Raw genomic sequence first — 13,040 nt, 5'->3', positions numbered from 1 at the left:
AACAACAAATCTGCCGCAGACTGAAAAATCCGGAATATCCGGCACCGGCTTTAAATAGACTTAACGGAACCCTATGAGCCAACAGAAATTTTATGACGTATATGTTTCTTATCCGCCCGGCATCGACCACGGGCGTATCAATGCCTGCCTGCTCGACAACCTGCCGGAAAATGAAGCCAACGATCTGATTCAGGCGCTGGCCGAACGCCCTCAGGCCATTATTGCGGAAAACTGCACCCAAGACGAACGCGAAAACGCCCAGCAATATTTCAGCTACCTGGGGCTGGATGTGATTGTCCGCCATTCTCTCGAGCTGGTGCCCGACGATGCTGCAGAAGAAGAACAGGTTCAGCCCATCGTCGACCAGTGCCCGGTGTGCCGCACCATGATAGACGATCCCGAAGAAACCGCAGAATGCCCCACCTGCCGCCTGCACTTTGCAACCGCAACCGAAACCGTTATCGGGCGCAAACGCATCGAGTGGGAAGAAAAAGTGGCTTTCGAGCACAAGAGGCAGCAGGAAATCGCGCACCGTATGCAGCTGGAAAAACTGGCCGAAGAAAAACGCCTGCGCAAACAGATACGGGCGGAGCTGGAAGAGAAAATGGAACAGGAACTCGGCATGCCGCGTTGGATGTTGTGGTTCAGGGGAGACAAAGCCCTGATTACCGGCGGCATCGTTTTGGTTATCGTGGTTGTTTTAATTGCAGCAGGCTACTTTCTCGGCCAGTCGGGAAAATAACCGGATTGGCTGAAAATTCACGCAAAGGCCGTCTGAAAAGCTTTTCAGACGGCCTTTGCATTTGGTTTGCAGCAGTTTCGACCATGGCTCCCAATATTATCCCGTATTGCGGAAACGGGCTGGTCGGATATATTGGAAAGATAACCATCATTTCCTTCAAAAAAAACTATAATTACTTTTTTATCTAAAAAATAAAACTAAATTTGAAATTTAAATTCAAAATATATTTATTTTTGAACTATTAAATCATTACCGGCACAGAGGTTTGCCGGCGTATACCGATATGGGCGGTGATTTTTTAAAAAAATTAAAATACCATTACACAGTTCGTGCCTAGCTTTATCAATAAGGAAAACTTCCAATGAACCACCAACCCGCAAAAAAATATGTTTTAGGCGCTGCAGCCGCTTTGCTGCTGGCCGCCTGTTCCCCCGCCGAGCAAGCCGCTGCGCCTGCGGCGTCGGGCACCGCTGCTGCGGCAGGCAATAAAAAAATAGCCATCACGGCGATTGTGGAGCACCCCGCCTTGGATGCCGTCCGCAAAGGGGTGATCGACGAATTGAAAAGCAAGGGTTACGAAGAAGGCAAAAACCTGACGGTTGATTTTCAAAGCGCGCAAGGCAGCACCGCCAATGCGGCGCAGATTGCCAAGAAATTTGCCGGCAGCACCCACGATGTGATTGTGGCGATTGCCACGCCGAGCGCGCAATCTGTGGTAGCAGCCACCAAAACCATTCCCATTGTTTATGCCGGGGTAACCGACCCCGTGGCGGCGAAGCTGGTGCCGGGTTGGGAGGCTTCCAACACCAATGTAACCGGTGTTTCCGACGAGCTGCCGCTGGAGCCGCAAATCGATCTGATGAAAAAGCTCGTGCCTGCGGTGAAAAACGTGGGTTATGTGTACAGCCCCGGCGAAGTGAATTCCACCATCGTGCTGGATCAGCTTAAAGCCAAGCTTACGCCCCAAGGCATCAATGTGGTGGCGGCACCCGCGCAGCGTTCTTCCGACGTGCTTACCGCCGCGCGCAGCTTAAACGGCAAAGTCGATTTGATTTACACTTCGCTCGACAACAATGTGGTTTCTTCTTACGAATCCATGTATAAAGCCGCCGTGGAAATGAAAAAGCCTTTGGTTGCTTCGGACACCGATTCCGTGAAACGCGGTGCGGTGGCCGCTTTGGGCGTGAACTATTATGATTTGGGCAAGAAAACCGGCGACGTGGTGTTCCAAATCTTAAACGGCAAGAAAGCGGGCGAAATCCCGTCGGCCCGTATGGAAACTTTAGACCTGTTTTTAAGCAAAAAGAACGCTGCCGCCGAGGGCATTACCCTGCCGGAAGAACTGATTAAACAGGCTAAAGAAGTGCAAGAGTAACCGTTTGATTCGGTTTGATAAACGATTGGCCAACCGCAAAGGTTGGCTGATTGTGTTTTCAGACGGCCGTCTGAAAACACAGGCAACCTGAAAGAAAGTTTGACCAAACATGAGCTTGATTGCTTTTTTCGGCGGTATCGAAGCCGGCCTGATTTATGCGCTGGTGGCGCTGGGCGTGCTGATTTCGTTCCGCATTCTTGATTTCCCCGACCTGACTGCCGACGGCAGCTTCCCTTTGGGCGCGGTGGTGTTTGCCGTATGCGTGGGTTCGGGTGTCAACCCGTGGCTGGCCTGCCTGGCCGGTGCGGCGGCGGGCGCTTGTGCGGGTATGATAACGGCGTGGTTGAATGTGTCGTTGAAAATCCTGCCGCTCTTGGCCAGCATTTTGGTGATGGTGGCGCTGTATTCGGTCAACCTGCGGATTACCGGCGGCACGCCCAATATCCCGTTGATTGGCGCGCCGAGCGTGTTCGAGCCGTTTGTGGCCGCCGATTTCAGCAACCAGTTTTGGGTACAGCCGCTGATTATCGCCGGCTTCGTGGTCGTCGCCAAACTGCTGCTCGATTGGTTTTTCAACACCAAAACCGGTTTGGCTATGCGCGCCACCGGCGTGAACGCGCGTATGGCTAAGGCGCAAGGTGTGGCCACCTCGAAAATGGTGGTGCTCGGCATGGCGGTTTCCAACGCGCTGATTGCTTTGGGCGGCGCGCTGTTCGCCCAAACCACGGGCAGCGCCGATTTGGCCAGCGGCATCGGCACCATCGTTATCGGTTTGGCGGCGGTGATTATCGGCGAAAACCTGCTGAGCAGTAAGCGCATTATCTTGATTACGCTGGCTGCCATTGTGGGCGCGCTGGTATACCGCCTGCTGATTGCTTTTGCCTTGGGCAACGAATTTCTGCAAAGTTTGGGCGTGCGCCCGACCGATTTGAACCTGATTACCGCCGTGCTGGTGGTTATCGCCCTGCGCCTGCCGGCGGTTAAACGCTCGCTTACAAGGAAAACCACACCATGATGCGCGCCGATAATTTAAAAGTTACCTTCAACGCGGGCACACCGATTGAAAACCCCGCCATGCGCGGCATGAGCCTGCACATCCAAGACGGCGAATTCGTTACCGTTATCGGCAGCAACGGCGCGGGCAAATCCACTTTCCTCAATGCCATCAGCGGCGATTTGCCGGTGGACAGCGGCAGCATTCATATCGACGGCCAAGACGTTACCCGCCTGCCCGCGCACAAACGCGCCCATTTGGTGGCGCGCGTGTTCCAAGACCCGCTGGCGGGCACCTGCGAAGCGCTGAGCATTGAAGAAAACATGGCGCTGGCGTATTCGCGCGGCCGCAAGAGGGGCTTGAAGTTTGCGTTGAACAAGGCCAACCGCGAGCTGTTCCGCGAAAAGCTCGCCGTGTTGAAACTCGGTTTGGAAAACCGCCTCACCGACCGCATCGGCCTGCTTTCGGGCGGCCAGCGCCAAGCCGTAAGCCTGCTGATGGCCAGTTTGCAGCCGAGCAAAATCCTGCTGCTCGACGAACACACCGCCGCGCTCGACCCGAAAACCGCCGCTTTCGTGCTGGAGCTGACCGACCGGATTATTGCCGAAAACAAACTGACGGTGATGATGGTTACCCATTCCATGCGCCAAGCCCTCGACCACGGCAGCCGCACCGTTATGCTGCACCGCGGCAAAGTGGTGCTGGACGTTGCGGGAGAGCGGCGCGCGGGCATGGATGTGTCCGATCTGCTGGATTTGTTCGAGCAGACCCGCGGCGAGAAAGTGTCGGACGATGCTTTGCTGCTGGATTGAAGCGGGGCGGGGTAGGAAAACAGGCCCCGGCTTTCCGACCCAACCGTGTTGTTTTATCTTTAAAAATCTTTTTGTCATTTAAAAACAGTGCGTTAAATTTACCGAATTTAAAATATAACTAATTTAATCCTAACTCTCAGATTTTATTCTAGCCATGACGGCATCTGCCCTCTGCCTCTGCAAGGCCGCCGTTATGTATGATACGGCCCGTATTCCTGCCGTATGCCTGTTGTTTGACCCGCACGCAAAAAAAATAAAATTTCGAGTGTGCATTTATCTCAAAAGAGGTCCCGTGATGAAAACGAATCTGAAAAAAGCCGCATTTGCCGTAATGGCCGCCATGCTCTGCTCCGGCGCTTACGCCAATTATTACTACAACGGCACGGTTTATGCGACCAAAGCCGAAGCCAAAGCCGCAAAAGCCGCCGACAAGGCCGCCGAAAAAGCTGCAAAAGCCGCAATCAAGGCTCAGGCCAAAGCTGCAAAAGCCGCCCTGCCCAAAGCCGAATCTGAAGCCGTAAACAGCAAACTGCTGAAAAACATTGCCAACCAATCCGGCATCACCTATAAAACCCTGGGTTCCCAAGCCGCAACAACCGATGCCAACGGCGTGAAAACCGTGGCTGCGAAAAACCTGGCCACCGGCGCGCATTTGGGTAAATTCAACTTCAACAGCATCCAAAGCGGCGGCGCCACCGTTCAATACGGCGAGTGGACCGGCAACCAGATTGTTAACGGCAGCAACCGTTCTGTTTACTACGCAGGCGATGCCCGCACCAAAGACATGCCCACCGCAGGCACTGCCACCTATTCGGTTAAAGGCATCAACAACTATGCCGGCAACAACCTGATGACCGGCACACTGAAAGCCGATTTCGGCGCCAGAACCTTAGCCGGCTCTTTGGCAAACTCTTCGGTTAATATGAACATCAATTCATATATCGACACCAAAGATGCCGAGTTCAAAGGCGTTGCCACCGCCAACAACCATGTGGGCAAAGTTGAAGGCAACTTCTTCGGTGCCGGCGCTTCGAGCCTGGCCGGTGTTGCCAAGTTCAAAACCAACAGCAACCTGAACACTGCTTTCGGCGGCGTGAAACAATAAGGGCTGACCGCCCCCTGCAACAATCCGCTTATTTGTAACGGCAAATAAGCGGATTTTTACAGCAAAATAAAACCGGCAAAGCGGCGTAAAATTTTATCTGCCCGCCTGCCCTCCGCCCGAACCCGGAACCCGAAATGATTGCAAAAAAACTATTGTGCCTGCTTTTGGCCGCCGCCCCGGCGGCGGTGCTTGCCGACGAAAACATCGGGCAGCGCCTCGGATATGAAGCCCGCCGAGCCGAGCGCAACCAAGAGCAGAAAGTTAAGGCAGCCGATGCCGCCCAACAGGCGCGGCAGGCAAAAAGCGGCGGATTCCAAGACGCCGGGGAGGCGCTCTATCATGCCGTCAACCGCAACGACTGGGTCGGATCCACCGCCCTTCTGGCCGAATACGAACGGCAGCCCGGGCACGACCCCGACCTTGCCCTGTTTGCCCGCGCCGCCACTGCCCGCGCGGCAGGCGAATGGGGGCTGGCGAAAAAAAATTATGAAACCCTGCTGCAACGCAGGCCCGACTTTACACGCGGCAGGCTCGACCTGGCACGGCTGCTGTATGAAGGCCGCCTGAACCGCGAAGCCGAATCGCAGTTCAATATTGTGGCGCAACAGGCCGACCTGCCCGAAAGTGTGAAAGAAAACATCTCCACCTTTCAGACGGCCTTAAACGACCGCAATTCATGGCGCGGTTCGATACAGGCAGGCCCCGTATGGAGCAGCAACATCAACGAAAGCGGCAGCGGCAGCTGGTGTGTAGGCGAAGTAATCGACGGCGAGTGCTCGGCCGAATGGGAGGCCAACCCGCCCGAAAAGGGCATGGGCGTGAAATATGAAGCCACCGCTTCGCGCCGCTGGCAGATTAGCGGCCACCACGGCCTGTTTGTGCGCGGCATCGGCTACGGCCAAGCCTACCGCAACAAAAAACAATACGGCGACAACACTTTCAACCTGAACGCCGGCTACCAATATGAAAACCACCGCCACGCCCTCACCCTCACCCCCTTGTGGGAATGGCACGGCAGCGGCGGCAAAACCGAATACAACGCCTACGGTGCGCGCGCCGACTGGGAAAGAAACACTGAAAAATGGGGCTGGAACACCGAAATAGAATGGAAACGGCTCAACTACACCGAAGGCTATCCGAATTTAGACGGCCACATGCTGTCGGTAAACAACACCCTTTCCTACACTTTCGGAAACAACGTGATGCTCTTCGGCGGGCTCGACTGGCAGCAGCGCAACGCCTCCGGTAAAACCAATGCCTACAGGCAGCCTTCGCTGAGGGCGGGTGCGGTGAAAGTGTTCGACAGCGGATTCGATGCCGCCGCCATCGCCGTTATACGCCACCGCAGCTACGATGATCATGATGCCGCCCTGCAGGCGCGCCGCCGCGACAACGAACAGATCTACCTGCTCAACGTCGGTGCCGAACGCTGGCAGATTGCCGGCATGAAACCCGTGCTGAACCTGAAACACCGCAGGAACAACAGCAATGTAGACTGGCTTCACAGCTACCGCCAAAACGAAATCGGCCTGGCCTTGAAAAAATCGTTTTAAACGGTTTTCAGACGGCCCGGGGTATGCCCGGCATACCCCGGCACCTTTGCAAAACCCGCCCGGTGCCGGACAACACTGTTCCGCCCTGTTACCGCCGAAAGAAAAAGGGAAACCGCCATTATGATTATCCTGCCCGCCCAAACCGTGCTCGTTTTGGATTTGGACGACACCATTTACCCCGAACACCGCTATAAAATTTCGGGCATACGCTCGGTTTGCAAAACCGTTGCCGCCCTTTATCCGCAATACGATGCCGACCGGCTGTTTGCAGGTTTGGACACTTCGGGCGCATGGCTCGACCAACTGTGCGGCAGCTGCGGGTTCAACGCATCCGAAAAGCAAACCCTGCTGTGGCACTACCGCCTGCACACGCCCGATTTGGCAGGCTGCATGCCTTCGGAACAACTGAAAAACCTGATGGCACAGTTCAGTGCCACCGCACTGATTTCAGACGGCCGCAGCCTCACTCAGCGGCTGAAACTCGCCGCATTGGGCCTGCTCGAACAATTTGACTTGGTGCTGATTTCCGAAGCCGCCGGTGCCGACAAGCCCGACGAAAAGCGCTTTTTGCAGGTTGAAGCGGCCTGGCCCGGCAAACAGTATCTCTATATCGCCGACAACACTGCCAAAGATTTCATCACCCCCAACCGCTTGGGCTGGAAAACCTTGAGAATCACCGGCATGCCCGACGCCGTCCACCCCACCGACGAATCCGCCTTTCCCGCCGAATACCGCGCCCAAGGCAGCCTGAATACGCTCGAAGATTTGGCCGGCCTGCTCTCTTGAAACCCGCCTGTGCCTTTTCAAAATCCACCCGGCCGTCTGAAATATTCTTTCAGACGGCCAAACATTATTCGAACATATTGTTTGAAAATATGTTTCAAATGCAAAACAGCCAGTTGTCCGAAGGTTTTTCAAACTCCCGCATACGCGCCGCCCGCGCCGCACATCCGCCCGCACCGGAAATCTTTGGCCTAAATCATAAAAAACTGTAATTTTCCGACAAGCATATATCTTTCGGGTTACAATCCTACGCCAATTATTAAACCGCCAACACAACCCTGATGCCTTTGCAGGGCATCAGTTTCAATATCCAGAAAACCGAAAGGATATCCTTTATGAGTGCTTCCAAACGCGACCTGACCCGCATCCGCCACAACACCAAAATCGTAGCCACGCTCGGCCCGGGCAGCAACAACGTCGACCTGCTCAAAGACATGATCGCTATCGGCGGCTTGAACGTCGTGCGCTTCAACTTCAGCCACGGCACCCCCGAATTCCATCAAGAAAACGCCCGCATCGTGCGCGAAGCCGCCAAACTGGCCGGCCGCGAAGTGGCGATTATGGCCGATTTGCAAGGCCCCAAAATCCGCGTGGGCAAACTCGAAGGCGGCAGCATCAAGCTCGAAGCGGGCGAAAAACTGTTGCTCGATGCCGGGCTGGAAGGCGAAGGCAGCCGCGACCGCGTGGGTTTGGACTACCGCGATCTGCCCAAAGACGTGAAAGCGGGCGACGTGCTGCTGCTCGATGACGGCCTGCTCACCCTGATTGTAGACAGCGTTAGCGGCAGCGAAATCCTCACCACCGTGCAAAACAGCCACACGCTCAAAAGCAACAAAGGCATCAACAAACAAGGCGGCGGCCTTTCGGCAGGCGCGCTCACCGAAAAAGACTTCCGCGATCTGAAAACCGCCGTCGGCATCGGCTGCGACTATCTGGCCGTGAGCTTTGTCAAATCGGGCGAAGACATGCAGATCGCCCGTGATCTGGTCGAACGCGAAATGCAGGGCAGCAATGCCGTACGCCCCGGGCTGGTGGCGAAAATCGAGCGTGTGGAAGCGATTACCAACCTCGACGAAATCATTCTGGCTTCAGACGGCATCATGGTCGCCCGCGGCGATTTGGCCGTGGAAGTGGGCAACGCCGCCGTGCCCGCCCTGCAAAAACGCATGATACGCCGCGCCCGCGAGCTGCGCCGCTTCAGCATCACCGCCACGCAGATGATGGAAAGCATGATCACCAACCCCGTGCCCACCCGCGCCGAAGTAAGCGACGTGGCCAACGCCGTGCTCGACGGCACCGATGCGGTGATGTGTTCCGCCGAAACCGCCGTAGGCGCCTATCCGTTTGAAACCGTGCGCTATATGGCCCTGATCTGCGCTTCTGCCGAAGCCGAGCAGGATTCGCTCAACGGCGTGAGCGAAGGGCATGCCGAAGCGCCGGTAAGCAGCAACCTGGCGGTTGCCGGCGGCGCCGTGCAGGTGGCGCGCGCGGTAAACGCCAAAGCCATCGTGGCTTTGACCGAAAGCGGCTCCACCGCGTTTGAAATCAGCCGCCACAGTATCCAGCTGCCGATTTACGCGCTCACGCCCAGCCTGTCGGCGCAACGCCGCATGGCGATGTACCGCGGCGTGCGCCCGCTGATGATTGCCACCAGCACCGATCACGACACGGCGGTCAACGAAGTGGAAACCATGCTGGTAGACCGCAAAGTGCTCGAAGCCGGCGACCAATACATCATCACCAGCGGCTCGCGTATGCGCGAATCCGGCTCCACCAACATGCTGCAAATCCTCACCGTGCGCGGTTAGCTCCGACCGCCGCCCGAAAAAAGAAGGCCGTCTGAAAAGATTTTTTCAGACGGCCTTTGCCGTTTCAAATGCCTGAACCGGGGCTTACTGGCGGATACGCTTGGTAGAAGTTTCTACTTCGCGCACGATAATCTGCGGTTCGGGCTCCGGTTTCACAACGGGGCAGGAAGCGGTTTCGGGATCGACGGCTTTCCAATGGAAGCTGCGGGCGTATTTTTTGCTGTCGTAAATGATTTTGAACTGACAGGTGGTTACGTCGTTTGTGCCCTGCCCCGGCGTGTGGAAATGGAACACATAATCCCACTCGCGTACGTTGAACATGCCTTCGTTGAAATGCGGGCGGCCCAAGAGTTTGTAGAACTCGTCTTTGGTCATACCCTCTTTGATTTGCTCCAGCTCGTCGGCGGTGGGGAAAGTGCCCCTTTTATGCTTGAACGAAGGAGACACTTTGTTTACCGAAGGGAAAACGGGGTTGTCGGTCGTGCCGTCTTTCGACACACGGCTCTTGGTGGCGCAGGCCGACAAAACGGCCGCAGCCAGCAGGCAGATGCCTGTTTGAATGATGGTTTTGGTTTTCATATCGTTTCCTTTATGTTTCAGACGGCCTTATCAGGCAAGGCCGTCTGAAAGCCTGCTTACCACTGATAGCCTACGCCTGCGGTGGCACCGTAATGGCCGCGCGAGTTGCCGGTGGCCGAGCCTTTGATTACCCAGTTGCCGTTGTCGGAAATGCTGGAGTAACCCACGGCATAGCCGCTTTCTCCGCGGTAGGTACCGCCTGCAACGGCCACCATGCTCTTGCCGGGCAGGTAGGCCTGCGGCAGGCCGGCCACAGCCATGGCGGTCGCGGTACCCGCGTTGGAGCGTTTTTCCACACCGTCGATGCGCTGGTTCAGCTGGTTGCCCATGTTAACGGTGTAATTGGCAACGCTGTTGATGGCTTCGTTGGTGTAGTGCAGCTGGCTGCCGTTGATGGCATCGGTTGATGTGGCGGATACCACGCCTGCGGCCACATTTTGGATTTGGCGGGTTTCACCTTCAGTGCCCACGCTCACCACACCGACCACATCATTCACACCGGCCACGTTGGCATCATTGGCACCCGCGAAGGTGTAGTTGCCGCCGTTTGCGGTGGTGTGAACCGCCGTTGCCGACGAGCGGTTGCCCAATACAACCGAGTTTTCCATGGTTTGCGTTACATTATTACCCACCACAAAGGTGTTGTCGGTGCTGACAATGTTGTTGTTACCCAACGAGTAGCTGCCGCTGCCGCTGACCGTGCTCGGGTCGCCGATGGCACCTGAATTACGGCCGCTGACGATATTGCCCGTACCGATGGCGATAGTGTTTTCGGCCGTAGCCTGTGCACCGGAGCCGATAGCGATGGCGTTGGTGCCTGAAGCCTGGGCACGCTGCTCTACCGTGTTGCCGTTTTCGTCGGCAGCGGTGTAGGTATTACCCAATACCACCGCATTGTTACCGCTGGCGGAAGCCTGATAGCCGATGGCTGTAGCATATGAACCCGAAGCACTTGAATCGACATCGTTATGCCCTTGGACAACCGGTTCTACTTCGCCGTCGTTGGTGTGGAAGAACTTGATGCCCTGTTCGTTCATCTTACCTACTGCCTGAATCACGTCGTTGGTAACGTAAGTATTCTGGCCTTCCACGTTATAGGTGGTCAGCGTGTATTGGTTGCCGCCCTTATCGGTTGAAACCGCCACGGTTTGGTTGGTTTCGGTAGTAGTGGCGGTGCTGCCGTCGGCATTGGTTACCACGGTTACTACGGTACCGGCCGGAGTGGTGCTGCCGTCGGCGTTTTGCGTGGCCGGCGCGGCCACCGTGTTAACTGCCGAATTATTGCCGCCCAACACTTGGTAAGCCTGATACAGCTGGCTGCCGTTAATAGCGTCTTTGCTGGTGGCCGAAATCTCACCGTCGGCTACGTTGGTGATTTTCTTGCCGCCCGCATCCAAGCCGCCTGCGGTTACGCTCGGGCCGCCGGCAATGGTCAGGCCGCTGCCGCTAACCACGGTGTCGCCCGCCTTCACGCTGTCTACCGTCAGATCTTTGGCGGTAGAAACCGTGTAGTTGGTGCTGCCGTCGGCATTGGGGCTTTGCACCACAACGATATTGTCGCCTGCGCTCACGGTGGTTTTGGCTTCAACTGCAGCCTGCCCCGCCGCTTGTGCCGCCTGGTTGGCAATCTGGATGGCATCGTTCACGTTATCCGCGCCTGTGCCGCCGACATTACTCATGCTTACACTGCCGTCCGGGTTAACCGAAGCATTGCCGCCGAACACATTGGCCACCGAAGCTGCCGTGTTGTAAAGCTGGCCGCCGTTAACCGCATCGGTGCTGCCCGCAGCGATGCTGCCTGCCGCCACATTGCGGATAACCTGGTTATTGGCATTGATGCCGCTGCCGGTGATGTAGGTGTTGCCGCCCACGCTCACGCCGGCATCATCCAATACCACACGGTTCGCACCTTCACCCGCACTCACGCTGTCGAAAACCACATTTTTGGCGGTGGCGACGGTGTAGGTGGTGCTGCCGTCGTCGTTCTGCGTTTCGGCTACTTCGATGTTGTCGCCCGCTGCCACTTTGTTGGTTGCGGCGGCGGCGGCGGCGTTCAGTTGCGCCACGTTGACTGCATCGTTGGCATCGGTGCCGGCTTCTACGCCGCTGATTTTGCCGCTGGCGGCGTCAACGGTTACGTTGCCTGCTTTGAGGCCGTCTGAAGTCAGCGCTACGTTGTCGCCTACGCTTACGCCGTCGGCGTTCAATACGGTGTCGCCTGCGGTGACGCTGTCGACGCTGATGGCTTTGGCCAGATCGAAGGTTACGGTGTCGGCATCGGCGGATTTGGCCACCACAATGTTGCCGTCATTGTTGCGCAGGTCTACGGTGGCACCGGGTTTCACGTTGCTGCCGTTTTGACCTTGCGCCGTCAGGCTCCAGCCTGCGTTGGCAACGTCGGACACCTGTTTCAACTGGTCTTCGGTCGCCGCCCGGCCGCTGACGATGTTGTCGGCATCAAAGGCGGTGTTGGATAAGCCTGTTACCGTACCTGCGGTACCGTCAACGGTGACGGGGTTGTCCGTACCGATGGTAACGCTGTCGGCCAGTTTCAGTTGAACGCCGCCCGCAACGGTTTCGCTACTGATGTTGCCGTCGCCTTTGATGTTGACGGTGTCGCCCAGTGCGTAGTTGTTGCTGCCGCTGGTACCGCCAATGTTGATGCCTTTGGCGATGTTGGCGGCATTGGTTGCAATGTCGGCGGTGTTTTGGGCAACGTTTTGGTTGGTAGCGTACAGCTGGCTGCCGTTAACGGCTTCTTTGCTGTCGGCGGAAACCGCACCGTCGGCCACGTTGCGGATGGTTTTACCGCCCGCGTCAATGCCTGCGGCGGTAACGGTAACGTTACCCGCTTTGAGGCCGTCTGAAGTCAGCGCTACGTTGTCGCCGACTTTAACGCCGTCGGCGTTCAATACGGTGTCGCCCGCTTTCACACTGTCTACAACCAGGTCTTTGGCGGTGGCCACGGTGTAGGTGGTGCTGCCGTCGTCGTTCTGCGTTTCGCCAACTTCGATGTTGTCGCCCGCTGCCACTTTGTTGGTTGCGGCGGCGGCGGCGGCGTTCAGTTGCGCCACGTTGACTGCATCGTTGGCATCGGTGCCGGCTTCTACGCCGCTGATTCTGCCGCTGGCGGCGTCAACGGTTACGTTACCCGCTTTGAGGCCGTCTGAAGTCAGCGCTACGTTGTCGCCGACTTTAACGCCGTCGGCGTTCAATACGGTGTCGCCTGCGGTTACGCTGCCTACGGTCAGGTCTTCGGCCAGATCAAACCGGACTTCGTTGCCGTCGG

General features: G+C 56.7%; 10 protein-coding genes. 8 read left to right on the top strand and 2 right to left on the bottom strand.

The features are described 5' to 3' along the window. Nucleotides 1-73: 73 nt before the first annotated feature. The 8 genes from Q3970_RS08520 (at nt 74) to pyk (ending at nt 9,172) form a co-directional block, all read left to right on the top strand. Complete coding sequence (locus Q3970_RS08520; RefSeq protein ID WP_303100153.1) at nt 74-742, top strand: hypothetical protein; 669 nt, start codon at nt 74-76, stop codon at nt 740-742. A 361-nt stretch (nt 743-1,103) separates the two neighbouring features. Continuing rightward, nucleotides 1,104-2,117: an ABC transporter substrate-binding protein gene (locus Q3970_RS08515; protein WP_303100152.1), complete on the top strand. Its 1,014-nt coding sequence runs from the start codon at nt 1,104-1,106 to the stop codon at nt 2,115-2,117. Nucleotides 2,118-2,226: 109 nt separating this feature from the next. Continuing rightward, the gene (locus Q3970_RS08510; RefSeq protein ID WP_303100151.1) at nt 2,227-3,132 is read left to right on the top strand and encodes an ABC transporter permease; all 906 of its coding nucleotides are present in this window, start codon (nt 2,227-2,229) and stop codon (nt 3,130-3,132) included. Continuing rightward, the gene (locus tag Q3970_RS08505; RefSeq protein WP_303100150.1) at nt 3,129-3,923 is read left to right on the top strand and encodes an ABC transporter ATP-binding protein; all 795 of its coding nucleotides are present in this window, start codon (nt 3,129-3,131) and stop codon (nt 3,921-3,923) included. Before Q3970_RS08510 ends, Q3970_RS08505 begins: the two co-directional genes overlap by 4 nt. Nucleotides 3,924-4,218: 295 nt before the next feature. Further along, entirely contained in the window at nt 4,219-5,028 is an 810-nt protein-coding gene (locus Q3970_RS08500) for a Slam-dependent surface lipoprotein (RefSeq protein WP_303100149.1), read from the top strand. Nucleotides 5,029-5,162: 134 nt separating this feature from the next. Then, nucleotides 5,163-6,581 carry a surface lipoprotein assembly modifier gene (locus Q3970_RS08495; RefSeq protein WP_303100148.1) on the top strand — a complete coding sequence of 473 codons (1,419 nt, stop codon included), beginning with the start codon at nt 5,163-5,165 and terminating at the stop codon, nt 6,579-6,581. Nucleotides 6,582-6,701: 120 nt separating this feature from the next. Beyond that, entirely contained in the window at nt 6,702-7,367 is a 666-nt protein-coding gene (locus Q3970_RS08490) for an HAD family hydrolase (protein WP_303100147.1), read from the top strand. A 332-nt stretch (nt 7,368-7,699) separates the two neighbouring features. After that, nucleotides 7,700-9,172 carry a pyruvate kinase gene (gene pyk, locus Q3970_RS08485; protein ID WP_303100146.1) on the top strand — a complete coding sequence of 491 codons (1,473 nt, stop codon included), beginning with the start codon at nt 7,700-7,702 and terminating at the stop codon, nt 9,170-9,172. 84 nt (nt 9,173-9,256) lie between these two features. On the opposite strand, the gene Q3970_RS08480 is transcribed toward pyk, so the two are convergent. Further along, a complete protein-coding gene (locus Q3970_RS08480) occupies nt 9,257-9,751 on the bottom strand; it encodes an outer membrane protein assembly factor BamE (RefSeq protein ID WP_303100145.1) in 495 nt (164 codons plus the stop codon). 56 nt (nt 9,752-9,807) lie between these two features. Next, nucleotides 9,808-13,040, bottom strand: a 3,233-nt coding sequence (locus Q3970_RS08475; RefSeq protein ID WP_303100144.1) for a YadA-like family protein, incomplete at its 5' end; no start/stop codon positions are given.

The sequence above is a fragment of the Neisseria sp. genome (assembly GCF_030530745.1).
Lineage (GTDB): Bacteria > Pseudomonadota > Gammaproteobacteria > Burkholderiales > Neisseriaceae > Neisseria.
This window is presented reverse-complemented; position numbering and strand designations above follow the sequence as displayed.